The organism is Campylobacter concisus (genome assembly GCF_002913715.1).
GTDB lineage: Bacteria > Campylobacterota > Campylobacteria > Campylobacterales > Campylobacteraceae > Campylobacter_A > Campylobacter_A concisus_AG.
In genome coordinates, this window is the sequence record NZ_PPCE01000004.1 from 223,298 (window position 1) to 249,591 (window position 26,294).

The following is a 26,294-nucleotide window of genomic DNA, read 5'->3' on the forward strand; positions in this document are numbered from 1 at the left end:
AGCAATAGCTGTTCCAAAATTTTGATTTTTTAATTATTAAATACTTTATAAAGTTTAATAAATAATTTATTTATTTAATGTTAAGATTCGCAGCTTTAATATAGATAATGACTATTAAAAACAATAAAAATACAAAAAGGACATACATTATTATGAAAAAGGCTTCACTAGTTGTTTTGCTTTGTGCTGGCTTAAATTTGCTAGCCCAAGAGAGTGAAAATATAAAAGAAGTTGAACTTGGCGGAGTAGAGGTAACGGCGGAAGAAGAAAATGTAAAAAATAAAAAGATTAGTGAAGTAAAAAAGACAGCAAGTGAGCTTACTAAACAACAAGTAAGCGATACTAGAGATATGGTGCGCTATGACACTGGTGTCAGCGTAGTTGAGACTGGTCGCTTTGGTTCTAGCGGATATGCTATAAGAGGTGTTGATGAAAACCGCGTAGCTATCAGTATCGATGGACTTAATCAAGCTGAAACACTTTCATCACAGGGCTTTAAGGATCTCTTTGAAGGATATGGAAATTTTAACAACACAAGAAATGGTGTCGAGATAGAAAATATCCAACAAGTAAATATTACAAAAGGTGCAGATAGCATAAAAACTGGCTCAGGCGCACTTGGTGGCTCCGTGATGTTTGAAACAAAGGACGCTAGAGATTATCTTACAGAAAAAGACTGGTTTTACGGCTTTAAAGCACAAAAATCCTCAGCAAATGACGAAAGTCTTTTTTCTCATACCATGGCTGCACGTGCGAAGTGGTTTGATATTCTCTTTATCACTACAAAAAGAGATGGTCATGAGATGAAAAACTGGGGATACAAAACATACGATGATAGCGTACTAGGCAAAGAGAGAGAAAAGCCAGATCCTTACTCCATAAAAACAGATAGTAGACTGTTTAAATTTGGCGTAAATTTTAATGAGACTAATCGCTTTAGCGTAGGTATTGACAGAAGCACAAAAGAGACAATGGGAACTGACTGGTCGTATAAATTTGCTCTTTTTCAAAGTGGTAATACAAATGACATAGTCTATAGCACCGACACAAGGCACGTAAATGACAAAAATAAGCGCGAAAATATCTTTTACACATACGAAAACTACGATGAAAATCCACTTTGGGATAGCATGAAGCTAACCTACTCAAAACAAAAGATCCAGCTAAAAGCAAGGACTGATGAGTACTGCGATAAAAACGACTGTCAGGGCCTGCTAAATCCATCAGGATTAAAGTTAAATAACGAAGGTAAACTGGTGGATAAATATGGTGGTGAGCTAAGCACTAAAACAATACAAAAAGAATTCTATCCTGGAGCTAATTTTTTTTATGATGAAAATATAGTAGTTGATAGTCATGGAGACGAGGTAAAAGATACTTTTTATGAAGGTATATCAAACAAACCATCTCTTTTATCTGGAGCATCTAATATTTATGTTGATTGTAACCAATACGACTGCTCAAAACCACTAACTCTTTTTGATAAAAATACCTATACATACAAAACTTATAATCTAACTCCAAAAGATATGCCAGATGGAAATGGAAAATATGCAGAGATTACCCCAAAAACCCCAGGAGGGGAGGAACTATTTTTGCCAAGAGCTCCAGGATACATTGAAAATAACTGGAAAGATAGGGATCTAAATACCGATACAAAACAGCTAAATTTAGATGCGACAAAGGAATTTAGTCTATTTAAAATGGATCACGCCTTAAAATACGGTGGGCTTTATAACCAAACAGATAAAAGTATGACAAATAGACAAGGATACGAAGCATACAACAAAGCATGGTGGGCAAAATACTTTTTTGGCAAGGCTGATGCAAGCAAGGGAGCCGCTATACTTGGCGACTGGAAACCAAATAAGTGTATGCCATATAAAGGAAACGAATTTACAACACTTTGTAGCCATGAAGATGATACGTTTAGCTTCTTAATACCAGTTGAGACGAAGACAAAGGCATTTTATCTAGGTGATGATATATCTTTGACTGAAATTTTAAGCGTTGATTTAAACTATAGATTTGACAAAATAACACACAATCCAAGCTATATACCAGGCAAAACACCAAAGCTACCAACTGATCTTTTTGCTGGTGTTTTTATACCTTTTACCATACCGCCTGGCACTAATAAAGAAGAAGCAAAAAGGATAAAAACCAAAAATGCCGAAGAAAATGCACTATACCTAGCAAGTCAAAAGAGGGATTTTACACATCATTCATATTCACTTGCGACAAATTTTGATCCATTTGATCACGTAAGACTTCAGGCAAAATACGCAAATGGCTTTAGAGCCCCAACATCTGATGAAATTTATTTTACATTTCAACATCCTGATTTTACGATATTTCCAAATTTAGCCCTTCAGCCTGAGATTGCAAAAACAAAAGAATTTGCTGTGACTCTTCACAACTCACCTAGCTTTTTTACGATAAATCTCTTTCAAACCGACTATAAAAATTTCATCGATCTAAAATACCTCCGTCGTGGCAAACTAACATACGGTAATGCCGGTAGCAGAATGCCCGTGGAAATATACCAAAACGTAAATAGGGCAAAGGCTCGCGTAAGAGGTGTTGAACTAAGTGCAAATCTAGACCTAGAGCAAGTTTATAGTGGACTAAGTGGCTTTAATGTCGGCTATAAATACCTATATCAAAAAGGTAGAATGTCAGTAGATGAGAGTGGCAAGCTAGACGCTCCAATGAATGCCATCCAGCCAGCGAAATTTGTCTATAACGTCGGATATCACACAAGAAATGATAAATTTGGAGCAAATCTATATATGACGCACGTAAAAGCAAAACGTCCAGAAGATACTTACAATATCTATGCCAAAGATGATCCAGATGCAAAAAATACTTATGTTAGATATGTCAGTAATACATATAGTCTATTTGATTTTGTAGCGTTTTACAGACCGATGAAAAATTTCACATTTACAGCAGGTGTGTATAACATCACAGATAGAAAATACACAAGCTGGGATAGTGCAAGAAGTATAAGGACTTTTGGCACAAACAATATGGTCAATAAAGATACTGGTAGGGGTCTTGCTAGATTTTACTCGCCTGGCAGAAATTTCAAGCTGACATTTGAGATGACGTTTTAATAAATTTATAGCTACCGCAATTTTAGACTTTTGCGGTAGCTTTGTATAGATAAAATTTCACTGCTTTGATGCACTTTTTAAAAAATTTGGATATAATCCACTTTCTTTTAAACAACACTTAAATCACAATTAGACGATTCGAAAGGAAATTTATGAGCGCCGCAAAAGACTCTTTTTCTCAGATAGAAGAGCTTTTCGCTGAAAATGCAAAAGGCTTTTTGACATACGAAAAATTAGTAAAATTATTAGACAAAGCTCCGACTGCTACGATAGTAAAAAAAATAGAACAACTAGCAAAAACAAATAAAGTCCAGCTCATCACATCTGCTGAGGCTGCAAAACTTAGAAATTTAGCTGATGCTAAAAAGCGCCAAGAAAACGCTCAAAAAAGTGATCAAGATATCGACGAAGATCTCGATCTTTCAGGTGAAAGTGACCTTTTAGAGTGGTCAAGATCTGATAGTCCAGTGAGGATGTATCTAAGAGAGATGGGGCAGATCGCGCTTCTTACAAAAGATGAAGAAGTTGAGATCAGCAAAAGGATTGAGCTTGGCGAAGATATCATTATCGATGCATTTTGTTCTGTGCCATTTTTGATCGATTTCATACTTGACTATAAAGAGCCGCTCATCAATAGAGAACGCCGTGTAAAAGAGCTTTTTAAAAGCTTTGAAGACGAGAGTGAAAACGAAGAAAATGAAGATAGCGAAGACGATATAGACGAGGAAGATGAAGAAAACGAAGAAAACGAAGCTCCTAAAAAATCAGCCAAAAACGACAAGCGCGCAGAAAAAGTTATAGAGAGTTTCAAGGCCCTCGAAAAGGCAAAAAAAGAGTGGCTAAAGACTGCAAATAAGCAAGATAAAGTTGAGAGCGATGACACAGCTTCAAAGATGACTCTTGCATTTAAAAAGAAAATTTTAAAAGAGAAGCTAATGGATCTTGGCCCAACAAGCAAGTTAATTAGCGAGATAGTAAAATCAATGGAGACAGCACTAAAAAGTGATGACGAATTTGATAGAGAGCTAAAACGCTTGGAGTATCGCCTACCAATGTTTAGCGACGAGCTTAAAAAAAATCACAAAAGCATACTAAAAGATATCATCAAGCTTAGTAAAGAAGAGATCGCAGCTCGTGTGCCAGAAGCTACGATGGTCTCAACTTATGTCGAGATCAAAAAGCTATTTACGACAAAAGAGGCAAGCAAGCAAGGCTTTGATCTTGAACCAACAAGGCTAAAAGAAATTTTAGAGCAGATCAAACGCGGAAAGAAAATTTCTGACGAGGCAAAAGCTAGAATGGCTAAGTCAAACCTCCGTCTAGTCGTAAGTATCGCAAAACGCTATACAAACAGGGGCTTGCCGTTTTTAGATCTCATCCAAGAGGGCAACATCGGTCTTATGAAGGCGGTTGATAAATTTGAATATAGAAAAGGCTATAAATTTTCAACCTACGCCACATGGTGGATCCGCCAGGCTATTTCGCGCGCGATCGCTGATCAGGCAAGGACGATTAGGATACCTATCCACATGATAGAAACGATAAATCGTATCAACAAAATAAACCGCAAATACCTCCAAGAAGAGGGGAAAGAGCCTGATGTAAGCATTATTGCAAAAGAGGTTGGGCTAAGCGTTGATAAGGTAAAGCAAGTTATCAAGATCACAAAAGAACCTATCAGCCTCGAAGCTCCGATCGCAAACGAAGAAGACGGTAAATTTGGAGATTTTGTCGAGGATAAAAGCTCACTTTCTCCGATAGAGCAAATTTTAAAAAGTGACCTTAGAGAGCAGATAGATGACGTACTTTCGCAGCTAAATGAGCGCGAAAAAGCGGTTATTTCGATGAGATTTGGCTTGCTTGAAGATGAGAGCGACCGCACACTTGAAGAGATCGGCAAGGCACTAAATGTCACTCGCGAGCGTGTTCGCCAGATAGAAAGCTCAGCTATCAAAAAACTAAAACACCCAAAAGTTGGTAGAAAACTTAAAAACTACATTGAGGGCTAAAAGCCTTAATCTAGCTCGAATTTCACACAAATTTGAGCTAGAAGCTAAAATCAAAATTTTATACTCACATTAAAGCAAATATCTCCCACATAAATTTTAGTTGCAAAAGCAACAAAGCTAAAATCTACAAAGCTAGTTGACTTTTAAAGCATATTGTTGTAGTAAATTTTAGCTTTCTATTTACCAGCAAGGATTGGTTATAATCTCATAATCACATCACACTCACTAATGAAAATAAAATTTTACAGGATCATTAAAAATTTTAGAGCAAAAATAGGCGCAAAATGAGTTTAAATTTCAACCCCTCTAAATGCTTCCTTTGCGGCTTTTACATCAGCCTCATCTGGATGCGTTTTAGCTCGTTCCCATCGCTCTAGTCGCTCAGGCGTTAGAGCAAATCTCGGATCATCAGGCATAGCTTTACCAAGTTTTTTTAGCTGTTCTATCACCTCAGGAGCGATCGCACCTTGACAGATAAATGTGCGCAAAACTTCATTGCCATTTTGCACAAACAGCTCTTTGCCTTGATCTATCGCCTGCGTGGCATGTGCACTTGGCACATCAGCACCAAGTGTTATAAAAAAACCCATTTTTTTATTTTTTACATTTTGGGTGATAAATTTCTTAAATTCCTTCTCCGGAGAGCCCTGATCTATGTAGTAACCAAGTGCAATAAAGTCAAACTCACTCAAATTTAGCTCACCAGCATCGGCAAAATTTAGCGCCTCACAGTTAAGCTCACCAGCAATAGCCTCTGCTATTTTTTTTGTATTTCCACTTTTTGATGTGTATATCACGATACTTTTCATAAAAACTCCTTCTTAGAAATTTCCATCACTGTATTTGCGATAGAATTTCCCCAAAATACGCCATCTTTTGTAAAATTTAAAAAGCCGTTTTCTATTTTCAAATATCCATTTTCTTCGCATTTTTTAAAAAGTTCCATAAGCTCATTAGCACACGTCTGGCTCACAAATTTAAAAACACGCTCAAGGCTTATTTGCGGATACTGAAAAAGATTTACAAATTTATCAAACTCCATTTGTCTCGCACTCATACGGCCCATAACTTTCATCTTTTGGCTCATGTTGTAGATACCAAACTCCCCTAGCCTACCGCCAGCACCTTTGCCAAGAGGCAAAACATCAGCACCTGCATGAGAGAGCCTTATATATTTATATTGGTCCCTGCCCTTTTTGGCCACCTTTGTATACTCTAAAATTTCATAGTCATCTTGACTTAAAATTTCATCCAAAAAGGCGTGGTGTAAACGCTTATCGACCTCTACGTCGTAATAATCCTCGCTTATGGTCTTGCTAAGCACCGAGCCATCTAAAAACTGAAGCGAATAAAAACTCGCACTGTCAATGCCGAGCTCACGCACCAACCTAGCATCTCTCACCACCTCATCTACACTTTCATTAGGATAGTTATATATGATATCCACACAAAGCATTCCGTTAAATTTCTCACGCAGATCATGTAAGTGTTTTATCGCTGCCTCCGAGCTATGCGTGCGATTTAGTAGCTTTCTACCAGCTTCACTAAATGTTTGGACGCCGATGCTATAACGATTTACGCCAAGCTCGCTTAAAAGACGTAGTTTGCTTATATTTAGATTATGAAGCGTACTTTCTAAGCTAAATTCACACTCAGGCAGGATATTAAAACTTCTCTTAAGTGCGTTTATCACCTGCTCTAAGTGTCTCTCTTTTAGTATCGTCGGAGTACCGCCACCAAAATATACGCTACCTATTTTCTTGCTTTTTAAGTAGTTCGTGGCGGAGTATTTTTCTATCTCGCTTAGTAAAAATTTTGTATAATCATCAAGCTCATCCTCAAGCTTTGTCCTATTCATCGAGCAAAACGAGCATATATTGTCACAAAATGGCACATGGATATAGATGACTCCCTCATTATCGTCTGGCGCACTCTCTAAAAATTCCCATAGCTCATCTTCACTCACCATATCAGGTCTTTTTGAAGGAGCTACGCTATGACCTTTTATACGCTTACTAAACATTTTCATACTCACTTATCAAGTATCTTAAATAGCTCACTTGCAGCCTCATTTATGCGAGGTGTACCGCGTAATATAAGACTTGATGGAACGTTTAAAATTTTAGAATTTTTGGCTGCATTAGTTGCTTTTAGTACTGGATTTTGTGATAAAAAGTCACTGCCATCTTTCATGCCTGCAACTATTATAAAATCTGGATTTTGTGCTAGGATAAACTCATTTTGAACGATAGGCATTGCTCCAGTTAAGCCTCCTGCTACGTTTTTCATACCAAATTTAGCAAACATATCCCCAGGCAAGCTAGCATCGTTAAAAGCAACTAGAGGAGTAGCTGCATAAACGCCTAAAATTTTCTTACCACTTAGCTTTGAGTTTTGAAATTTTAAAAAGTCCTGCTTTATCTTAGCCACAAGCTCGCCAGCACGCTCTACCTTACCTGTGATCTCGCCCATTTTTTCTATATTTTTGCAGATATCATCTATGCTATTTGCCTGCATTGTGAGCGTTTTTATGCCAAATTTAGCAAGGTCGGCATTTACACCATCAGAGTGAAAGCTAGTAACGACGAGATCTGGCTTAAGCTCAACCACTCGCTCCAAATTTGGCTTTGTATAAGTGCCAACACTTTTTAGCTTTTCTGTCTTGTCCTCAGGCCAAATCTTGCCAAACTCAAGTGTAGAGATAGCAGCGATCTGATCTTCAGCCTCCAGCATATACATCATCTCAACCACCGCAGGATCAAGCACAACGATATTTTTAGCGTTTAAGCTAACACCACTAAAACCAAACAAAAATGCAAAAACTAAAAACAATTTTTTCATAAAATCTCCTTTAAATTTATCATTTCGGTAAAACAAATGGCATATCATTTTTATATATGATATCTGCCTTAAGGCCGTAAATTTCGTCTAAAATTTCTGGTCTATAAAGTTCTTTTGTGCCTCCTTTATAAGCGATCACGCCATCTTTTAGCATTAAAATTTCATCGCATATTAGTGAGGCTAAATTTAGATCATGAAGCACCGCAATAGTTACCAAATTTAACTCACGTGTTAGACGAGAGCAAAGCTTTAGCACCTCTATGGCATGGCTTAGATCAAGGGCTGATGTAGGCTCATCAAGTAGCAAAACTTTAGGTTCACTAACTATTGCACGAGCAAGCAAAGCCCTAGCAAATTCGCCACCACTTAGTGAGTTTGCCACTCGGTCTTTAAATTTAGCCAGTCCAAACGTCTGCAAAACCTCATTAACTAGGGCAATATCATGAGAGCTATAACCACTAAAAGAGCTTTTTAAATGAGCATATCTACCCATCAAAACAAGCTCAAAAACGCTTAATGGCATCGTAAGTGCACTTTTTTGAGGCACAAAACTAGTCGTTCTCGCAAGCTCCTTTGTGCTGTAGCTTTGTACATCTTTTTCAAAAATTTTGACAGATCCAGCACTTGGGTGAAGCAAATTTAAGACACATTTTAAAAGTGTTGATTTACCACATCCATTAGAGCCCAAAAGCCCTATAAATTTGCCGCTTTTAGCAGTGAAATTTATATCACTTAGCACATTTGTTTGGACGTATGAAAAGCTTAAATTTGAAACCTCAACACTCAATGCACACTCCTTTTTAGATAAAGTGCTAAAAATAGAAAAAATGGCGCTCCAAAAAATGCACTAATGACACCAACAGGCACTTCAACTGGGCTTAAAACACTCTTCCCTACAACGTCACAAGCTAGCAAAAAAGCTCCTCCTCCAAGAGTAGAAAGCGGTAGCAAAATAGCGTTGTTTGAGGTGTTTAAAAGCATTCTAAAAGAGTGTGGAATGATGAGCCCAACAAAGCCTATCATACCGGTAAATGCTACTGAAAAAGCAACCGTAAGCGAGGCTATAACAAGCAGACGCTTTTTAAGTGCATCGACATCTATACCAAGGCTTTTTGCCTCATCCTCTCCGCTTAAAAGTATCGTTAATTCAAAGCGTTTTAGATAAAAATATATCATGCAAAAGATAAGTGGAATAGCGATTATGCCGACCTTCTGCCATGTGGCAGAACCTAAATAACCCATCATCCATGCCACTATCTTAAAACTATCCTCGCCAATAAGATATGTCGCAAAACTCGTAAATGCGCCTAGAAATGATGAAAAAGCGATACCAATTATAAGAAGTGTAGCAATAGAGCGACTACGGTTGTAAACTCCAAAAATGGCAAGTGTAAGCAGGCTCGAAGACAAAAAGGCAAAGATACCATAGTAAATTTCTGATAATCCAAGAAGATATGCCACTACCGCTCCAAATGTCGCAGATGCGGCTATACCGATGATATATGGGTCTGCAAGCGGATTTAAAAAGACGCTTTGTGTTACAACGCCAGAGCTAGCCAAAAGCATGCCTATAAGCAGAGCCATTACAAGTCTTGGAAGTCTAATGTCAAACAAGATGGTCTCTTTCATCTCATCTATTTTGTTATTAAATATAAAATTTAAAATCTCACTCATACTTATGTCAGAACCGCCTATACTAAGCGAGACAAAAGAGAGCAAAACAATGAGCACAATAAGCAAAACGGCAAGCTTGGTACTACTCTGCATAAATTTCCTTTTAATACAAATGGCTAAAAACAACAAAAAGATACAAAAATAAGCAGAAAATATAATCTTTAAATAAAATCCATAAATTTTCTAAAATGTTATTAATGACTCGTAATTTTAAAAAAATAAACTTAATTCTCGCTTTAAAAATATTAACGATAATTTTAATCAATTTTAAGATTTTCTTTAGTATGATTTTGCGATTTTCAATTTTATTTTTATAAGGAGAATGGTTTTGAAACAAAGAGCATTAGACCACATGAATAAGGATCATCTGGATATAGTGATCGAGTTTTGTAAGAAATTTAGTGGGGTAGCTGAGCCTACAAATGTCAAAATGACTGATATAAATGAAGATGGCATGGAAATAACATGCGATCAGGCAAAAACATTTGTACCATTTTTAAGCAAAGCAGGCGGAGATGGTTTTAGGGAGTCGATCATTGAGCTTTATATGAGTATCAAGGGCGATACAAACAGCTCTAGTGTGCAAGGCGGAATGATGAAATTTATAAATGGCTTTAAAACTGTCGTGATCTCAAGCATTCTTGACGGACAAGCGGTTTCGTCGTATTCACCTTTTATAAAAGAAAACGATGAGTTTTACATCTGCATATCATCAGTAGCAAATCACTACCACTCAATAAAGCAAAACCCAGATAAAATTTCACTTCTTTTTATTCAGGATGAAAAAGACGCAAAAAGCTTATTTGCTCGCGTCAGAGTGAGTTTTGAAGCTAAAGCTGAGTTTATGAATGAGAGCGTAAGAGATGAGTTTATGGCTAAATTTGAGAGTGCCTTTGCAAATGAATCAGCACTTGCATTTATTAAAGAGATGAAAGACTTCTATATAGTAAAACTCACCCCAACAAAAGGCAGATATGTAAAAGGCTTTGGCGCAGCATATGACACAGTAGGACTCCAAGTTGTCGATAGTGGCAGAGTAAACAACCCTCATACTAAAAAATAATCAATTTTGTAAGACCGTTTGGTCTTACAAATTTATACCTCTTAAAATTTATTTTTTGCGTTGCTATAAAAATTTAAAAGACACAAGCCGTGATATTTTTGCTTGTTATCATAAAAATGGTTTGGGTTTGCCCGAACTCGAGAAAATCTAGCATCAAAATTCCTCAATATGCCTATACCTATAATCTAAACTATAAACATATTTCATCCAAACAAGATAGAATCATTATAAAAATTTATTAGAAACTAAAAAAGAATTTACCGGCACAAAACCGGTAAAAATTTATTCAGCTAGAAGTTTATCTAGTTTTGTAGCTAAGCTCGTAGTGTCATGAGCTTTGACTAAGCTCGCAGCATGTAGCTTTAAATTTGCTCGTAAATTTTCTTCCAAGCTCTTTGCGATGTCGCTACTATCAAGATTTTCTACACTATTAGCATTCGCCACACTTCTTGCAGCTAGAGCATTTATACCTCTAAATACAGCATTTTGCGTTGATCCGATCTCTGAGCGAAGTGAATTTATATTTTTTAAAATTTCGCCTGTATTTGAGCCGTCATCTTTGACATTTAAAAGAGCATTTGTGCCCAAATTTATATTTTTTGTACTCTCGCCTGTAAAAAATCCAAGCTCAGCATCAAATACGTTTTTACCGTTAAATTTAGCCTCTTTTACGCTATCATTCATAGCATTTCTTAGTGCGTTGATTTCGCCCTTTATGCCTTTTTGTTCATTTGCTGAGAGAGTAGGATTTGTAAGCTTACTTGAAAGCTCGCCTATTCTATCCGTACTTTTACCTAAATTTAAAAGCGTTGAATCAGCGATTTGAAGCATACCGATCATATCGTTTGCATTTGCCAAACCTTCGTTCAAGACATTTGTTTGCGAAAGCAAACTCTCTGCGATTTGCAAATTTGCACCTGATGCTTTGATCTCGCTATTTGCAGAGATAGCATTTAGCGCTTTCTTCTCGCTATTTTTTGCTTGATCTAAATAATAGTTTCCTGAAGCCTGGTTTGCAGTATAAGTTCCTAACTTCATAACAACTCCTTTTTAATAATTCGCTATGGATTCTACTATAAATTCTATAAAAAGTTGCAAAATCTCTATAAAATCCATTTTTCTTTACTCTTCTAGCCTCACTGCGACTGATTTTTTATGAGCAGTTAGTCCTTCAGCTTCAGCTAGCTGCATGCATGATTTGCCAAGATGCATGATACCTTTTCTACTCACTGAAATGATCGAACTTCGCTTCATGAAATTTTCAACTCCAAGCGGCGAGTAAAATCTCGCACTTCCGCCAGTTGGCAATGTGTGATTTGGTCCAGCGATATAATCTCCCATCGCTTCAGGTGTAAAGTGTCCAAAAAATATAGCACCCGCATGAGTCACATCATCGATATAACTTAAAGCATCGTTTGTAGCGATCTCTAGGTGCTCAACAGCAAGCTCATTCATGAGGGCAAAACACTCTTTTAAATCTTTTGCCACTATTATTGCAGCTTTATTTCTTATGCTTGCACTTGCGATTGGCTCACGTTTTAGTATCTTTAGCTCATCTTCGATGTGTCTTTGTACTGCCCTTGCAAAAGCTTCTACTGGCGTTATCAAAAAGGCACTTGCGATCTCGTCATGCTCAGCTTGAGAGAGCATATCGATAGCTATGTGGCGAGGATCGGCACTATCATCAGCGATGACGCCTATCTCACTTGGACCAGCGATCATATCGATATTTACGTCGCCATAAACTAGCTTTTTAGCAGTCGCTACGTAGATATTGCCAGGTCCTGTGATGACATCAACTTTTGGCACCGTTTCGGTTCCATATGCCATCGCTGCGATCGCACTTGCACCGCCTACTTTAAAGGCTGTCTTTATGCCACAAAGGTGCATTGCCGCAAGAAGCAAGGTATTTACCTTGCCATTTGGCGCTGGAGTGCAAACTACGATCTCTTTTACGCCAGCTACGATCGCTGGGATCGCATTCATAAGAAGCGAGCTAGGATAAGCCGCCTTACCACCTGGGATATAAAGGCCTGCACGGTCAACCGCTGTGTATTTTGCACCAAGCAAGATGTCATGCTCATCTTTATATGTCCAGTTGCTTGGCCTTGTGCGTTCATGATAGCTTTTTATCCTATCGTGAGCTAAATTTAAAGCCACTCTTAGGGCGTTATCTAGCGAATTATAGGCAGCCTCCATCTCTTTTACGTCGATTATTATGTCGTTTTTACTTGTAACGCTAAATTTATCAAATTTAGCTATCTGCGCAAAAAGTGCACTATCGCCATCTTTTCTTATCTCATCTATTATTCCAGCAACTACCGGCATTACAGCACTCATGTCATTATCACTTCGTTTAACAAGCTGTAAAAATTTACTCTCAAAATCAGCGTCACTACTATGAAAAAATTTCATTTATGCTCCTTTAATTTTAATTTTCTCTCGTATCTTTGTCTTTGTGTAATGTTACCTAAAATTCCGCCCTGGTGGATATATAAAATTTCGCTCCCAAATTTGTCTAAATTTGCAAAAAGCGTGATAAAGCCAACAGGGTCATACACTAGGTCAAATTCCACGCCACTTTTGCAAACCTCTAGCCAAATTTCATAAAGCTCTTGGTATAAATTCCCAAAATGATACTTCCTTGGTGGATTTAGAATTTGCACCTTGCTATTTTTGTCTAGCTCATAAATTTGCTTTTTTAGATAGTCGCTGTCCCCCACGCAAGGAGTTGTAAAAACGCTAAGATCGGTGTGCTTTGCTAGGTAGCATGCGCTTGTGCCTGTGCCTGAGGGCAAAAAGATATCAGGCCTTATGCCGCTTTTTTTGCTCCACTCATTGATCTCGCGTGCCTGCGTGATAAAGCCAAGCTCAGCCTCGCTTTGCGCCACGCCCTCGTTTATAAAGAGCGCATTTTTACTCTTTGCTAGCTCTTTAGCAAATTTCTCACGCTCCTCTTTTACAAAAATTTCCATGCCATTTTCAAGTGCAAATTTGAAATTTCCAACTGGATCTTGCTCTAAATTTGAGCTTAGATGAGAGACGACGTAGTAAAATTTAAGCCCCTTTAGCTTGGCAAAAAGGCTTAGGCTATACATAGCATTTGACTGGCTTGAGCCGTGAGACACGATGGCTTTGATGCCGCTAAGATCGGCCTTTAGAAAATACTCTAGCTTTCTTGCTTTGTTGCCGTTAAACTCGCCTAGCAGATCATCTCTTAAAAGCCAAAATTCTCGCCCTCTTATGCGAATTTTATCAATCACCCTTAAACTCCAAAAATTTCTCTATCTCGTTGATAGCCTCTTTGTTTGAGAGTGAAAATTTGATCTCTATACGTCTTGAAGCGTCCTTGTCCTCGGCTCCGTCTTTAAAAACTAGCTCGTTGTAGCTTCTGCCACTTGCGACAAGCAGCTTTCTAAGGCGTGCATCATCGCTAAATGAGTTTATAAACTCCATCACCGCGTAGGCTCTTTTTTGTGAAAGCTCTAGGTTATAAATGTAGCTTCCATCGCTATCTGTAAAGCCCTCTATGACGATCTGATCGATGTTTGAGGCGATCTCTTTATCATTTAAAAGCACGTCAAAATACTTACTAAGCGTGGCCTTTAGCTCCTCTTTAACCTCTTCTTTTAAGACTGCACTCCCCTTATCAAAAAGCACTGATGAGCTAAGCTTTAGCGCGCCTGAGTTTGGATCGATCTCGATGCTAGATCCCAGCCTATCCTTTAGGGCTGAGATCACTTTTACTCTGATACCGGTTAAATTTTTAACTCTGTCACGAGTGACGTTTAAGTCCCTTAAAAGCTCGTCATATCTAGCCTCTCTTTGGCTCACTTGCTCGAGTAAAAAGGCGATCTTGGCTAAATTTTTCTCACTGCTCTCGTTTGCGTCACTAAGTGCTCTATCTTTTGATGAAATTTCATCATTTAGCACGATCATCTTTTGATTTAGATCAAAAACGCTAGCATTTAGCTCTTTTATGCTCGCGTTTGCGTCCTTGTTTTCCTCTATGAGCTGGGCTAGTTTTTCTTTTAGAGCGTCTATTTGGATAACAAAAATTTCATTTGATTTTTTCAAATTTATATTTTCGTCGCTTATCTTTGAAAGCTCGCTTTTTAGGGCGTCATTTAGCTCTTCGAGTGTAAAATTTCTGCCCTGGGCGTCTTTTAAATTTGCTAGTGCTGTGATGATGGCTTGCTCTTTATTTTCAAGGGTGTTTTGAGTTAGGACGTATTTTACGACGACAGCGCCTATTAGCAGCATAAAAACAAAGAGCAGACCCGCCATCAAGTCCGCGTACGAAACCCAAAAGCTCGATTGATCTTCGTTATTTTTGTTTATTTTCATTGCACCAGATTTTCGATTTTTTCTATTACAGAATTTGCTTCTTTATCGATCTCGTCTATGTTCTTTTTAAGCTCAGCAATGAGGCTCTCGCGCTCTTTCTCACGCTCCAAGCTCCTGCCCTCTTGCTCATATGCCGCCTTAAATATCGTCGCACTCTCCACAAGTGAAGCTCTAAATGCCTTTAATGCGTCATTTTGCTCTTTCATCAAAGAGAGAGAAAATTCTCTTAAAACCTTGTCAAAGCTCTTTATAGTCTGCTCAAATTTGAGCTGGCTCTCTTTTGTAGCGGTTAAATTTCTACTAAAAATTTCGCCAAGCTTTGCATGCTCGGTTAAAATTTTAACCTCCATATCTTTAAAGGCATTAGAAAACGCGCTTACTGCCTTTAGCATATCAGAGTGGATTTTTACAAATTCATCTTGTTTTAGGCTAGCTTCATTTAGCATTTTAAGGTTTGTGCTAAGCTCGGCTTTGCTTTGATTGATGATATTTTTCTCAACCTCGCAAAGCTCTTTTAGTCTGTCAAATTTTTCATTTACCTGATCATTTAAATTTCTTAAAAATTTATCGTCAAGCACCATTTTAAAGGCGTTGTGACTATCTTTAAAGTAGCCTACACTTACTTTCATGAAATTTGCATTTAGCTCATTTTCCTGCCAGAAAAACTCACGGCTTAGCTCTTTTTGCTCGCTATAAAATTTCTCAAATTTACTAACGCCTATCTTTTCGAAAAACATCCACCAAAGCGCTAAAAAAATACCATAGATCGATACATAAAACGCTGTAGCCACGCCGTTTAGCAGTATGGCGATCTCTTTTTCTAGGCCATTTGTCGTGCTTGAGCTAAACTCTGGCATGGAGATAGCGATACTGATAAATGTGCCTAAAATTCCAAGCATAGGAAAGACTGCTTGACCGATATTTGCTAGGTTGTCATTTCTAAAATTTCTTGTATAGCTCTCAAAAAAATCTTCAAATTTAGCGTTTGCCTTTTTGACATTTGAAATTTCAAAGAGATGAGCGATGATAAATTCTTTTAGTCTTATCTTGTAGTCTTTGGCATTTGCTAAGAAATTTGAGTAAGCGACCAAGGCGCTGTGGCGAGAAAATATAAAAGCAATAAAGAGTATAACGCCCATCATCACGATGGTGTGAAGCTTCATCTGAAAATTTATAACACCAAAATAGGCTAGTATCGCCAAGATGTAGATAGCTAAAGGGATAAAGATAACTTTAAAAAAGACAAAGAAAGAGTGAGCTTGGCGCTCTTTTGGCACGCTTAGCTCACTAAAATCGTTTTGATTTTGCATAGGATTAGTTCCTATTTAGGCAGTTTAAGTCGCTAAAAGCAGTCTGAAGACGCTTAACCATGCTCTCCTCGCCACTTCTTAGCCATTTCCTTGGATCGTAGTATTTTTTATTTGGTTTATCGTCGCCCTCTGGGTTACCGATCTGACCTTGCAAGTATGCTCTATTTTTAGCCTCATACTCACGCACACCGTCCCAGAAAGCCCACTGAGTATCGGTGTCAATGTTCATCTTGATAACGCCGTAGCTCACAGCATCTTTGATATCTTTTAGCTCGCTGCCACTACCGCCATGAAATACAAAATTTACTGGCTTGTCGCTTTTTGTATTAAATTTCTTAGCGACATAGGCTTGTGAGTTTTTAAGAATTTCTGGTCTTAGCACGACATTGCCCGGTTTATAAACGCCGTGAACGTTGCCAAAACTAGCTGCGATGCTAAATTTATCGCTTATTTTACTTAGTCTTTCATAAGCAAGCGCAACGTCCTCTGGCTGAGTGTAAAGAAGCGCGTTATCAACGCTTGTATTATCCACTCCGTCCTCTTCGCCGCCGGTTACGCCTAGCTCGATTTCTAGGCTGATGCCAAGCTCACTAAGCTCTTTTAGGTATTTCTCGCATGTGCTTAAATTTTCGTTGATATTCTCTTCGCTAAGATCAAGCATGTGAGAGCTAAAAAGCGGCACGCCGTGAGTTTTTTTATATTCATGACTTGCTTTTACTAACTCATCTATCCAAGGTAAAAGCTTTCTAGCGGCATGGTCTGTGTGTAAGATGACTGGCACGCCATAAGCCTTGGCAAGCAGATGAACATGCTTTGCTCCAGCGATCGCACCAAGAACGGCTGCGTTTTCGCAGGCTTTACCAGCGTAAAAACCTGCACCACCATTACTAAACTGAACGATAACAGGCGAGTTAGCAACCTTTGCCGCTTCTAAAACAGCATTTACCGAGTCGCTGCCTACGACATTTACAGCAGGTATTGCAAAACCTTGCTCTTTGGCATAAGCATAAAGTTTTGTTACATCATCTCCGCTTAAAACACCAGGTTTTACGATATCTAAAACGCCCATTTTATCCTCCAAATTTTACTTATATTCTATCTTTGCTTTTTGGCGTAGAGCTTCACTTTTTTGTCTAACAGCAGCTTGGAATTTCTCCATTTTTACGGCTTGCTCGATCTCTGGTTTTGCTTGCTCAAAGCTTACAGTACCAGCAGCTTTACCATCTTCTTTTAAGATAACATGGTAACCAAACTGAGTTTTAACTGGTTTAGTTGAAACTGTGCCATTGGCCATTGAAAATGCTGCGTCTGCAAAAGGTTTTACCATTTGGCTTTGACCAAACCAGCCAAGTGCGCCACCATGTGCAGCTGAGCCTTTGTCGATTGATTTTTGGCTTGCTAGCTCTGCAAATTTCTTTGTTAGCGCCTCACCTTTTAAATTTTTAAGTTGAGCGATGATGTCGTTTGCTGTTTTTTCATCTTCAACTAGGATATGCCTTGCTTTTGCTTGAGCTGGCTCGTTCATACTTGCTTTGTTTTTATTGTAAAAATCTTTTAGTTCGTTATCACTTACTTTTATGCCATCAAAAAGCTTTCTCATATAAAGCTCAACTGCGATGCCTTCTTGTGCTGCTTTTACAGCTTTGATGTACTCTACATCTTTTTCGATACCGCTTGACTTAGCATCTTTTAAAAGAAGTTTTCTATTTATTAGATCGTCAATTATACGTTTTTTCTCATTTGGTTGAAGCTTGCTAGCGTCAAATCCTGGCATAGCTGCTGACAAAAGGCTTGAAATATCGCTATCGCTTATAGCATCACCATCAACTGTTGCAACTACTGCTGCATTTAGAGTAACAGCTGCTGCTAAACTTAAAACTGCTGGAAACAAAAATTTTTTCATATAAATCCTTTAAAAAATTGATTTTATGGGCAAGATTATATCAAATAAAGCGATAACTTTTCATTTAACTTAAGAAAATAAGGTAAAATACGAAAATGAGAACAAAAAAAGATATTTTAGAGATAAAAAGAAGACTTTTAGAAGAGTTTAAAGACGCCAAAAGCGAGCTTAAATTTAGAAATTTATATGAACTTCTTGTCTGCGTCATGCTCTCAGCCCAGTGCACAGACAAAAGGGTAAATTTGATCACACCTGCCCTATTTGAGGCGTATAAAGATGTTTTTGAGCTAGCTAGCGCAAATTTAGCAAGCCTAAAACTAATGATAAACTCGTGCAGCTTTTTTAATAACAAGGCGGTAAATTTAATCAAAATGGCAAACAGCGTGGTTAAGCTTTATAATGGAGAAATTCCGCTTGATGAAGAGAAGCTAAAAGCGCTTGCTGGAGTTGGACAAAAGACCGCTCATGTCGTACTTTTAGAAGCTACAAATGCAAATGTTATGGCTGTTGATACACACGTTTTTAGAGTGGCACACAGACTTGATCTTAGCCATGCAAAAACGCCAGAAGCTACTGAAGCTGATCTTAGCCATGCCTTTAAAACAGATCTTGGTAAGCTTCATCAAGCCATGGTACTCTTTGGACGTTACACCTGTAAAGCCAAAAAACCGCTTTGCCATGAGTGTATCTTAAATGATCTTTGTAACAGCAAGGACAAGATTATTTAATCTTCTCAAGCTTTGCTAGAAAATTTTTAGCATCTATAAAGCCGATAGTTCTAAGAAAATTTAGCTCGTTGCCACCATTAAATAACAAGAGTGCAGGCGGATCAATAAGCCCAAAATTTCTTAGCATTTCATCATTTTGTGGTCCACCATTTGTTACATCGATACGAATAAGTGCAAAATTTGCCAAAGCATCCATAACATCGCTATCTTTAAAAGTGATCTTTTCTATCTCTTTACAGCTTGCACACCAATCAGCATAAAAATCTACTAGAACGGGTTTGGTTGAGTTTTTTATTACCTCATTTAGTTCATCTAAATTTTTAACGGAATTAAATTTTAATGCACTATCACTTTTTGCCAAATTTAGTCCAGAAAGTGGAGAAAAAACCTCCTTTGAGCCCAAAAATGAACCAACTATTAGCATAACTGAATATATAAAAACCAAGATAAAAAACGCTTTTTTAAACTTAGCCCAGCTTTGCTCTGCTACTTCAAATGCCCCAAAATAAACCGCCATAAAAACGCCTATAATGCCATATCCTAATAGCTCAAAAAATTCTCCAAGCACACGCGAAAGGATCCAAATCGCCATTATGAGCATTAAAAAACCAAAGATTTTTTTCACTTCATCCATCCAACTACCAGGTTTTGGCAATAGCTTTCCAGAGCTTAGTCCGATAATAAGTAGTGGCACTCCCATGCCAAGCCCCATGACAAAAAGCATAATGCCACCATAAAAGATATTTCCACTTTGAGCGATATAAAGAAGCGCGCCCGCTAGTGGTGCTGCAACGCAAGGCGACACAATGAGAGCTGAGGCAAAACCCATAATAAAAATTCCAACATAGCCTGAGCTATTTTGCGATTTTTTACTTATTAAATTTTCAAATTTTGCTGGCAATTTTATATCATAAAATCCAAACATGCTAAAGCTTAAAACGACAAAAATGGCTGCAAAAGCGCCAAGTACATAGATATTTTGCAAAGCGCCTGCGATACCAAAGCCAAGTAGGCTAGCTGCCACTCCAGCTAGTGCATAAGCTAGGCTCATCGCGACAACATAAATGAATGATAATAAAAAGCCTTTTTTTGCATTTAAATTAGCACCTTTTGAGACGATTATGCTTGAAAGTATCGGTATCATCGGAAAGACGCAAGGAGTTAGTGAAAGCAAGAGACCATAACCAAAAAAGGTAAGAAGTGAGATAAAAAAATTTTTATCTCCAAGACCATTTGCGATATCTTGCTCGCTAGAAAATTCTTCAGCAAAGCTGTCGGTATCGTTTTTTTGCTCTTTTTTAAAAGTGGCGATACTAAATTTTCCAGCTTGGTCAGTTATCTCATAAATTCTACTTTGTGGACGGTAGCAAATACCGTTTTTAGCACAGCCTTGATAGTTAATGTCAAGTATTGCTTTACCATTTGAAAGATTTTCTTTTACCAAATTTAATGGGATAAAAATCGAAAAATCTTTTGGATAAATTTCATATTCTCCCGTATTTTCACTACTTGGCAAATTTAATAGCTCATTTATCTTTTTGCCAGCTAGCTTAATCTCAAAACTCTCTTTATAAAGATAGATATTTTTACCAAAGTTAAATTTTACTTCAACATTTTGACTATCAACGCTTGGAGTTAAAACAAAGGCTTTGCTAACATCTAAAACCTCGGCAAAAAGCGAGCCTACAAATAAAATAAGTGAAAAAAGAAATTTTAAAAACATACTAATCCTTGCTAAATTAAAAAAGATGATTTTAGTCTAAATTCTTAAATTTATTCTATTTTATTGTAAAATCGTGAAAATATGTGAAATTTTAAAGGAGCAAAGATGTCAAAAGACAAAAAACACCAAAAAAGTGAGAAACTTGGCTATGAGGAAGAGCTTAGACTACTTCAAATTGAACTTTTAAAATTTCAAAATTACGTAAAAGAAAAAGGCCTTAGAGTACTTATGTTAATGGAAGGGCGCGACGCAGCCGGTAAAGGAGGAACGATAAAACGCCTAACTGAGCATCTAAATCCAAGAGGTTGCCGTATAGTAGCGCTTGCTAAGCCAAGTGATGTCGAAAAAACGCAGTGGTATTTTCAAAGATATGTGACTCATCTGCCAAGTGCTGGAGAGATCGTGATCTTTGATAGAAGTTGGTACAATAGAGCTGGTGTTGAGCCAGTGATGGGCTTTTGCACGCAAGAAGAGCATAAGGAATTTTTACGTGAAGTGCCAAAATTTGAAGAGATGATCATAAACTCTGGCATAATTTTCTTTAAAATTTATCTTTCAATCACAAAAGATGAGCAGAAAAAACGCTTCAAAGAGAGGCAAAATGATCCGTTAAAGCAATTTAAAATTTCACCCGTTGATCAAAAAGCACAAGAGCTTTGGGATCAATACTCTATCGCCAAATACTCAATGCTTCTTGCCTCTCACAATAGCATTTCGCCATGGGTCATTGTCTCAAGCGATAACAAAAAAGAAGCTAGGCTAAATGTCTTTAAATTTATCCTAAGTCACGTTGAATATCCAAAAAAGATAAATGACTACTTGGAATTTGACAAAAACGTCGTAAGAGACGGAAGTGAAGAGATAAAACGCATAGAAGAAGGGCTAAATAAAGATAAGTTAAAGAGTATCGATTAAAGAATTTTTAACTTCTAGCTGGCGATTTGCTTAAATTTGCTAGCTAAATTTTTAAGCCCACCACATTACTTTTGCTAAAATGACCATTATCAGGCAAAGCACTAGAGCTATTAAATGTGAAAATTTACCAAATGGATCAGGCTTTTTTAAAAGAACGACATTAAAAACAGAGATAAAAGTTACAAGGCACATTATAAGTAAAACAAAAATTTTTATAAGCAGTAGCTTTTGAAAGTTGCTTTGCCACCAGCCAAGCTCGCCTCCAAAATAGTCTTTTGCCATATAAGCGCCACTTATTAAAAGCAATAAAAATGCTGTGCCAAAAACCTTTGCGCTGCCTTTTGTGTAGGCCTTTTTAACTATTTCAAGGGTTTTAACATCAACAGTTTTTTTAGCAAACGGATATATGCAAACATCGAAAAATACGTATCCTATAAATACAATGGCACAAATTAAATGAGTAATCAAAAAAAATAAATACATTTTTTGCCTTTTTGTTTGGCATTATATAAATTTTAACTATTTAAACTACTTATTTTGAATCAATCTTAAGGATTTATGAAGATAAATTTATAAAAGAGCAAGGCAAGCGCCCTGCTCTATTTGTCTTATTCGACTTCAGCGTCGATTACGTCATCGTCTTTTTTATTATTTCCGCCGTTTGCTCCAGCGTTTTCATCTTTTTTATACATAGCTTCTGCTAGTTTGTGGCTAGCTTTGCTTAGAGCTTCTACTTTTGCATCGATTTGCTCTTTTGAAGAATTTTCATCTTTTAAGACCTCTTTTAGATCATTTAACGCAGCTTCGATGTTACTTCTATCCTCAGCTGGAACTTTCTCGCCAAGCTCGCTCATGCTTTTTTCAGTTTGATGAACTAGTGCGTCAGCTTGGTTTCTAGCTTCGACTGCGTCTTTGCGTTTTTTGTCCTCTTCTTTATGAAGCTCAGCATCTTTTACCATATTGTTTATCTCTTCTTCGCTTAAGCCGCTTGATCCAGAGATAGTGATGTTTTGAGCTTTGCCAGTTGCTTTATCTTTTGCTGAAACGGTTAAAATTCCGTTTGCGTCGATGTCAAACTCAACTTCGATTTGAGGTACGCCTCTTGGAGCTGCTGGGATGCCTTCGAGGTTGAAATTTCCAAGTGATTTATTATCCCTTGCAAACTCACGCTCACCTTGTAAAACCATGATAGTAACGGCACTTTGGTTATCTTCAGCAGTTGAGAAAACTTGGCTTTTCTTAGTTGGTATGGTTGTACCTTTTTCGATGATCTTAGTCATCACGCCGCCAAGTGTTTCGATACCAAGGCTAAGTGGAGTTACGTCAAGAAGTAGCACGTCTTTTACATCGCCTTTTATAACAGCACCTTGGATAGCAGCACCGATGGCCACGACCTCATCTGGATTAACACTCTTATTTAGCTCTTTACCAAATGCCTTTTTAACCTCTTCTTGAACTAGTGGCACACGAGTTGAACCACCGACCATTACGACCTCTTTGATGTCGCTTTTATTTAAACCAGCGTCTTTTGTTACCTCATTTATCTTAGTGATAGTCTCGCCCACAAGTGAATCGATCATGCCCTCAAATTTAGCACGAGTTAGCTTTTTGACAAGGTGTTTTGGACCAGTCGCATCAGCTGTGATAAATGGTAAATTTATCTCAGTCTCTTGAGCTGAGCTTAGCTCTTTTTTAGCATTTTCAGCAGCTTCTTTTAAGCGTTGAAGTGCCATGATATCGCCTTTTAAATCGATACCAGTTTCATTTTTAAACTCGCTTACTAGCCAGTCAATGATCTTGTTATCAAAGTCATCACCGCCTAAGAATGCGTTACCGCCAGTTGCTAAAACTTCAACGATATTATCGCCAGTTTCAAGCACTGTAACGTCAAACGTACCACCACCTAGGTCATAAACTAAAATTTTCTCAGCCTCTTTTTTATCAAGACCATAAGCAAGCGCTGCAGCTGTTGGCTCGTTGATAATACGAAGCACGTTTAGTCCCGCGATCGTTCCAGCCTCTTTTGTAGCTTTTCTTTGGCTATCGTTAAAGTAAGCTGGCACAGTAATAACCGCATCTGTTACCTTCTCGCCAAGATATGCTTCAGCGTCTTCTTTTAGCTTGATAAGAATTTTTGCTGAAATTTCTTGTGGAGTGTAAACCTTACCAGCGATCTCAACTGCGCATGCGCCATTTCTATCTACGACGTGATATGGCAAGCGAGCCTTTGCCTCTTCAGCATTTTTTTCATTGCTCATCAAACCCATGATACGTTTGATAGAATATATCGTTTTTTCAGGGTTTGTAACTGCTTGACGTTTTGCGACGTCACCTACTAGAATTTCACCTTTGTCTGTAAAAGCAACAACAGATGGAGTTGTGTTTTTACCCTCTTTGTTTGGGATAACCTTACTCTCGCCGCGCTCAAAAACGCTCACACAAGAGTTTGTTGTACCTAAGTCTATGCCTATAACTTTTGACATATTTTTCCTTTTTATTAGATTTTATTTTTATAAATTTAGTTTGCTACACTGACCATAGCTGGGCGCAAAACCCTACCATTTATCATATAGCCTTTTTGCAAAGCTTGTACGATTTGACCACTCTGCTTCTCTTCGCTATCGACCCTTAAAACTGCATTATGCACGCTTGGATCAAACTCAGTATCAGTTGGTATCTCGCTTACGCCATGCTTTTCGAAACATTTTTTAAACTGATTTATAGTTATCAAAATACCCTCTTTGATCTTTTTGGCAAATTCATCATCTTCTGGATCAAAATTTGCAGCGATTTCAAGAGCATCGATGACTGGTAGCAAGTCCCTAGCAAATTTCTCATTTGCATAGTTTGCAACGTCCGTCTTCTCTTTTTCATAACGCTTTTTGATATTTTCAAACTCAGCATTTGCTCTATAATATTTATCAGTTATTTCTCCGAGCTCTTTTTCAAGTTTTTCAACCTTTGAAATATCGCCAAGCGCGTCCAAATTTACACTATCATTAGCTAGTTCTTGCACAGGCTCAACCTCAGGTAGGTTTTGCTCTTTTACCTCTTCGCTCACGCAGCCTCCTTTATTAGATTTATAAATTTCACATAGTCAGTATAAATACTGCCAGCACAGACCATCTGTGCTTCGTTACCAAGATAGTTCGCACTAAATTTAAGTCCCATAAAATTTTCATCAAACATAGGAGAAAATGTAAGTTTTTCATCCATTTGCAGACTAAAACTTGGGTCAAAAACCATCTTAAAACGTCTATCCTTAAACATATCAAAGGCTAAAATTTCATTTTCTTGGAAGTAAATTTTAGTCCTTTTAAGCTCTCTTATTTTGCTTTTTAGTTCGCTTAAACCAACTTGAGAGCAGATAAGCTCAAGCTTGTTTAAACTAACTCCAGCAAGATTACTTAAAAATTTATACATCCTAGCATCAAATTTAATAACGATCTCATCTTCACCAAAATTTAAGATCATATATCTGTCATTTAAATTTAAAATTTCTAGCAATTCATTATCGATTGTGCCAAAAATCATACAATAAAGCTCAAATTCATCACATAACTTTTTCAATCCTTCGGCGTCATTTATCTCTAAATTTATATCGCTTATAGCAAAAATTTCACTCCAATATCTTCTCATCGCAGCGATTGTTGGTATCCGACCGCCACTAATGTGAAGCTTGGTGATCTCGCCTTCGTCTGAAAGCTTTTTAAAATAAACACGTATCGTAGAAGCTGGAATAGCCGCGCTCATACGAGAGCCAAGCTCATTTGAACCAATAGGCATATTGTCCTGCAAATAAGCCTCGATGATAGAATTTAGTATCAAATCACGTTTATTTATTTTACTCACTTTTAGCACTCTTTCTTTTTAATTGCTAAGCGGATTATACAACTTTAGTTTATTAATGTCAAGTATTTAAGTTAAAATAATTTATTTATATATCTTTAGTATATATAACTAAGCTTATCTAATATCAATTATATAAGCTTTCTCAAAAATTAAATTATAAAAAACAATTAAACAAACTTAAAAATTTTTATATTACCTCTACATTCTAATATTTATATACGTTTTTACGTACTAATAAAATGTTTTATAGTATAATATATAATATATTTTAATTTATTTATACGTATTACTATTATTTATATATTATTTTATGTATATTTAATAAAATAATCCGTATAATACTTTAATGATTGAAACAAGTGATATATTTAATTTGCTTCACAATGCAATTGAGGCAAAAAATATCGGTAAGAAAATTTCACAAGCAAAAATGGCAGAAGAGCTTGGTGTACCAATGAGAACATATCAAGATTGGAGGCTTGGCAACTCAAAGCCACAAGCTGCTGCTGCGGTTTGTAAATTGCTTTGTGAGCTTGATGACGATGAAATATTATTTGTTATCAATAAGATGAGAAAATTATTAGGAAAATAGATGGAAAATTTGACACAAAAAGAGAGGATCGACCTTGAGAGCGTGTTTGCAGCTATCTGCACTAAAAAAGAGCCTAAATTTTTAGGTTTCTATAAAGACTTTTACTCGAGTGCGATTTTAAAATTTTACGTTGTTAAAGACAGAATCAAAAAAATAAAAATTAAGAAAAATTAGTTTTATATTGTTTGAGCAAAAACACTTTTTAGTACTTTTAAAGG

The 26,294-nt window shown here is 37.2% G+C and carries 24 protein-coding genes; 7 read left to right on the forward strand and 17 right to left on the reverse strand.

The window, feature by feature from the left end; all coding sequences use genetic code 11:
- The first annotated feature begins 152 nt into the window (after window positions 1-152).
- A complete protein-coding gene (locus tag CYO92_RS02190) occupies window positions 153-3,119 on the forward strand; it encodes a TonB-dependent receptor domain-containing protein (protein ID WP_103589536.1) in 2,967 nt (988 codons plus the stop codon).
- A 152-nt stretch (window positions 3,120-3,271) separates the two neighbouring features.
- On the forward strand, window positions 3,272-5,128 hold the full coding sequence (gene rpoD, locus CYO92_RS02195) for an RNA polymerase sigma factor RpoD (protein WP_103582998.1): 1,857 nt from the start codon (window positions 3,272-3,274) through the stop codon (window positions 5,126-5,128).
- Between the two features lie 290 nt (window positions 5,129-5,418).
- Here rpoD and CYO92_RS02200 read toward each other — a convergent pair whose 3' ends face one another.
- The 5 genes from CYO92_RS02200 to CYO92_RS02220 are packed head-to-tail and all read right to left on the reverse strand — an operon-like array spanning window position 5,419 to window position 9,736.
- On the reverse strand, window positions 5,419-5,937 hold the full coding sequence (locus CYO92_RS02200; RefSeq protein ID WP_103589537.1) for a flavodoxin family protein: 519 nt from the start codon (window positions 5,935-5,937) through the stop codon (window positions 5,419-5,421).
- Window positions 5,934-7,157, reverse strand: coding sequence for a radical SAM protein (locus tag CYO92_RS02205; protein ID WP_258033817.1), 1,224 nt, complete (start codon window positions 7,155-7,157; stop codon window positions 5,934-5,936). Before CYO92_RS02205 ends, CYO92_RS02200 begins: the two co-directional genes overlap by 4 nt.
- A 2-nt stretch (window positions 7,158-7,159) precedes the next feature.
- The gene (locus tag CYO92_RS02210) at window positions 7,160-7,969 is read right to left on the reverse strand and encodes an ABC transporter substrate-binding protein (RefSeq protein ID WP_103589538.1); all 810 of its coding nucleotides are present in this window, start codon (window positions 7,967-7,969) and stop codon (window positions 7,160-7,162) included.
- 19 nt (window positions 7,970-7,988) lie between these two features.
- Complete coding sequence (locus tag CYO92_RS02215) at window positions 7,989-8,756, reverse strand: ABC transporter ATP-binding protein (protein ID WP_103589539.1); 768 nt, start codon at window positions 8,754-8,756, stop codon at window positions 7,989-7,991.
- Entirely contained in the window at window positions 8,753-9,736 is a 984-nt protein-coding gene (locus CYO92_RS02220; protein WP_103589540.1) for a FecCD family ABC transporter permease, read from the reverse strand. Before CYO92_RS02220 ends, CYO92_RS02215 begins: the two co-directional genes overlap by 4 nt.
- 235 nt (window positions 9,737-9,971) lie before the next feature.
- On the opposite strand from CYO92_RS02220, the gene CYO92_RS02225 reads away from it, so the two are divergent.
- Window positions 9,972-10,706 (forward strand): HugZ family heme oxygenase, encoded by a 735-nt coding sequence (locus tag CYO92_RS02225; RefSeq protein ID WP_180997837.1) that lies wholly within the window; start codon window positions 9,972-9,974, stop codon window positions 10,704-10,706.
- Between the two features lie 282 nt (window positions 10,707-10,988).
- On the opposite strand, the gene CYO92_RS02230 is transcribed toward CYO92_RS02225, so the two are convergent.
- The 7 genes from CYO92_RS02230 to CYO92_RS02260 all read right to left on the reverse strand — a co-directional run bounded on the left by CYO92_RS02230 (window position 10,989) and on the right by CYO92_RS02260 (window position 18,266).
- Window positions 10,989-11,744, reverse strand: a complete 756-nt coding sequence (locus CYO92_RS02230; protein ID WP_180997838.1) for a flagellin — start codon at window positions 11,742-11,744, stop codon at window positions 10,989-10,991.
- 84 nt (window positions 11,745-11,828) lie between these two features.
- Window positions 11,829-13,121 (reverse strand): histidinol dehydrogenase, encoded by a 1,293-nt coding sequence (gene hisD, locus CYO92_RS02235; RefSeq protein ID WP_103589542.1) that lies wholly within the window; start codon window positions 13,119-13,121, stop codon window positions 11,829-11,831.
- Entirely contained in the window at window positions 13,118-13,969 is an 852-nt protein-coding gene (locus CYO92_RS02240; protein ID WP_103589543.1) for a pyridoxal-phosphate dependent enzyme, read from the reverse strand. The genes hisD and CYO92_RS02240 overlap by 4 nt, the downstream gene beginning before the upstream one ends.
- Window positions 13,962-15,053 carry an OmpA family protein gene (locus CYO92_RS02245; protein WP_103589544.1) on the reverse strand — a complete coding sequence of 364 codons (1,092 nt, stop codon included), beginning with the start codon at window positions 15,051-15,053 and terminating at the stop codon, window positions 13,962-13,964. Before CYO92_RS02245 ends, CYO92_RS02240 begins: the two co-directional genes overlap by 8 nt.
- On the reverse strand, window positions 15,050-16,363 hold the full coding sequence (locus tag CYO92_RS02250; protein ID WP_103589545.1) for a MotA/TolQ/ExbB proton channel family protein: 1,314 nt from the start codon (window positions 16,361-16,363) through the stop codon (window positions 15,050-15,052). The genes CYO92_RS02245 and CYO92_RS02250 overlap by 4 nt, the downstream gene beginning before the upstream one ends.
- A gap of 4 nt (window positions 16,364-16,367) precedes the next feature.
- Complete coding sequence (gene fbaA / locus CYO92_RS02255) at window positions 16,368-17,432, reverse strand: class II fructose-bisphosphate aldolase (protein ID WP_103589546.1); 1,065 nt, start codon at window positions 17,430-17,432, stop codon at window positions 16,368-16,370.
- 15 nt (window positions 17,433-17,447) lie between these two features.
- Window positions 17,448-18,266, reverse strand: coding sequence for a peptidylprolyl isomerase (locus CYO92_RS02260; protein WP_103589547.1), 819 nt, complete (start codon window positions 18,264-18,266; stop codon window positions 17,448-17,450).
- A gap of 95 nt (window positions 18,267-18,361) precedes the next feature.
- On the opposite strand from CYO92_RS02260, the gene nth reads away from it, so the two are divergent.
- Window positions 18,362-18,994, forward strand: coding sequence for an endonuclease III (gene nth / locus CYO92_RS02265; RefSeq protein WP_103589548.1), 633 nt, complete (start codon window positions 18,362-18,364; stop codon window positions 18,992-18,994).
- On the opposite strand, the gene dsbD is transcribed toward nth, so the two are convergent.
- Window positions 18,987-20,717: a protein-disulfide reductase DsbD gene (gene dsbD / locus CYO92_RS02270; RefSeq protein WP_103589549.1), complete on the reverse strand. Its 1,731-nt coding sequence runs from the start codon at window positions 20,715-20,717 to the stop codon at window positions 18,987-18,989. The two genes, nth and dsbD, sit on opposite strands and share 8 nt — an antisense overlap.
- A gap of 105 nt (window positions 20,718-20,822) precedes the next feature.
- Here dsbD and ppk2 point away from each other — a divergent pair, with 105 nt between their 5' ends.
- Window positions 20,823-21,632 (forward strand): polyphosphate kinase 2, encoded by an 810-nt coding sequence (gene ppk2, locus CYO92_RS02275; RefSeq protein WP_021091543.1) that lies wholly within the window; start codon window positions 20,823-20,825, stop codon window positions 21,630-21,632.
- Between the two features lie 51 nt (window positions 21,633-21,683).
- On the opposite strand, the gene CYO92_RS02280 is transcribed toward ppk2, so the two are convergent.
- From CYO92_RS02280 to CYO92_RS02295, 4 genes are all read right to left on the reverse strand, one after another.
- On the reverse strand, window positions 21,684-22,115 hold the full coding sequence (locus tag CYO92_RS02280) for a trehalose-6-phosphate synthase (protein ID WP_103589550.1): 432 nt from the start codon (window positions 22,113-22,115) through the stop codon (window positions 21,684-21,686).
- A 125-nt stretch (window positions 22,116-22,240) separates the two neighbouring features.
- Window positions 22,241-24,115 carry a molecular chaperone DnaK gene (gene dnaK, locus CYO92_RS02285; protein ID WP_072594611.1) on the reverse strand — a complete coding sequence of 625 codons (1,875 nt, stop codon included), beginning with the start codon at window positions 24,113-24,115 and terminating at the stop codon, window positions 22,241-22,243.
- A 35-nt stretch (window positions 24,116-24,150) separates the two neighbouring features.
- On the reverse strand, window positions 24,151-24,693 hold the full coding sequence (gene grpE, locus CYO92_RS02290; RefSeq protein WP_084042087.1) for a nucleotide exchange factor GrpE: 543 nt from the start codon (window positions 24,691-24,693) through the stop codon (window positions 24,151-24,153).
- Window positions 24,690-25,484 (reverse strand): HrcA family transcriptional regulator, encoded by a 795-nt coding sequence (locus CYO92_RS02295; RefSeq protein WP_103589593.1) that lies wholly within the window; start codon window positions 25,482-25,484, stop codon window positions 24,690-24,692. Before CYO92_RS02295 ends, grpE begins: the two co-directional genes overlap by 4 nt.
- A 346-nt stretch (window positions 25,485-25,830) precedes the next feature.
- Here CYO92_RS02295 and CYO92_RS02300 point away from each other — a divergent pair, with 346 nt between their 5' ends.
- Together CYO92_RS02300 and CYO92_RS09300 are read left to right on the forward strand one after the other, a co-directional pair.
- Window positions 25,831-26,076 carry a DNA-binding protein gene (locus CYO92_RS02300; protein WP_103589551.1) on the forward strand — a complete coding sequence of 82 codons (246 nt, stop codon included), beginning with the start codon at window positions 25,831-25,833 and terminating at the stop codon, window positions 26,074-26,076.
- Window positions 26,077-26,250 (forward strand): hypothetical protein, encoded by a 174-nt coding sequence (locus CYO92_RS09300; RefSeq protein ID WP_021091517.1) that lies wholly within the window; start codon window positions 26,077-26,079, stop codon window positions 26,248-26,250.
- Window positions 26,251-26,294 lie beyond the last annotated feature (44 nt).

What these genes read in the sequence shown, in the direction of transcription:
- CYO92_RS02205 (WP_258033817.1), bottom strand. Translation starts at nt 7,157, where the DNA reads ATGAAAATGTTTAGTAAGCGTATAAAAGGTCATAGCGTAGCTCCTTCA.
- dsbD (WP_103589549.1), bottom strand. Translation starts at nt 20,717, where the DNA reads ATGTTTTTAAAATTTCTTTTTTCACTTATTTTATTTGTAGGCTCGCTT.
- CYO92_RS02245 (WP_103589544.1), bottom strand. Translation starts at nt 15,053, where the DNA reads ATGAAAATAAACAAAAATAACGAAGATCAATCGAGCTTTTGGGTTTCG.
- dnaK (WP_072594611.1), bottom strand. Translation starts at nt 24,115, where the DNA reads ATGTCAAAAGTTATAGGCATAGACTTAGGTACAACAAACTCTTGTGTG.
- CYO92_RS09300 (WP_021091517.1), top strand. Translation starts at nt 26,077, where the DNA reads ATGGAAAATTTGACACAAAAAGAGAGGATCGACCTTGAGAGCGTGTTT.
- CYO92_RS02280 (WP_103589550.1), bottom strand. Translation starts at nt 22,115, where the DNA reads ATGTATTTATTTTTTTTGATTACTCATTTAATTTGTGCCATTGTATTT.
- CYO92_RS02220 (WP_103589540.1), bottom strand. Translation starts at nt 9,736, where the DNA reads ATGCAGAGTAGTACCAAGCTTGCCGTTTTGCTTATTGTGCTCATTGTT.
- CYO92_RS02260 (WP_103589547.1), bottom strand. Translation starts at nt 18,266, where the DNA reads ATGAAAAAATTTTTGTTTCCAGCAGTTTTAAGTTTAGCAGCAGCTGTT.
- fbaA (WP_103589546.1), bottom strand. Translation starts at nt 17,432, where the DNA reads ATGGGCGTTTTAGATATCGTAAAACCTGGTGTTTTAAGCGGAGATGAT.
- CYO92_RS02200 (WP_103589537.1), bottom strand. Translation starts at nt 5,937, where the DNA reads ATGAAAAGTATCGTGATATACACATCAAAAAGTGGAAATACAAAAAAA.
- ppk2 (WP_021091543.1), top strand. Translation starts at nt 20,823, where the DNA reads ATGTCAAAAGACAAAAAACACCAAAAAAGTGAGAAACTTGGCTATGAG.
- hisD (WP_103589542.1), bottom strand. Translation starts at nt 13,121, where the DNA reads ATGAAATTTTTTCATAGTAGTGACGCTGATTTTGAGAGTAAATTTTTA.
- nth (WP_103589548.1), top strand. Translation starts at nt 18,362, where the DNA reads ATGAGAACAAAAAAAGATATTTTAGAGATAAAAAGAAGACTTTTAGAA.
- CYO92_RS02300 (WP_103589551.1), top strand. Translation starts at nt 25,831, where the DNA reads ATGATTGAAACAAGTGATATATTTAATTTGCTTCACAATGCAATTGAG.
- CYO92_RS02210 (WP_103589538.1), bottom strand. Translation starts at nt 7,969, where the DNA reads ATGAAAAAATTGTTTTTAGTTTTTGCATTTTTGTTTGGTTTTAGTGGT.
- rpoD (WP_103582998.1), top strand. Translation starts at nt 3,272, where the DNA reads ATGAGCGCCGCAAAAGACTCTTTTTCTCAGATAGAAGAGCTTTTCGCT.
- CYO92_RS02250 (WP_103589545.1), bottom strand. Translation starts at nt 16,363, where the DNA reads ATGCAAAATCAAAACGATTTTAGTGAGCTAAGCGTGCCAAAAGAGCGC.
- CYO92_RS02190 (WP_103589536.1), top strand. Translation starts at nt 153, where the DNA reads ATGAAAAAGGCTTCACTAGTTGTTTTGCTTTGTGCTGGCTTAAATTTG.
- CYO92_RS02230 (WP_180997838.1), bottom strand. Translation starts at nt 11,744, where the DNA reads ATGAAGTTAGGAACTTATACTGCAAACCAGGCTTCAGGAAACTATTAT.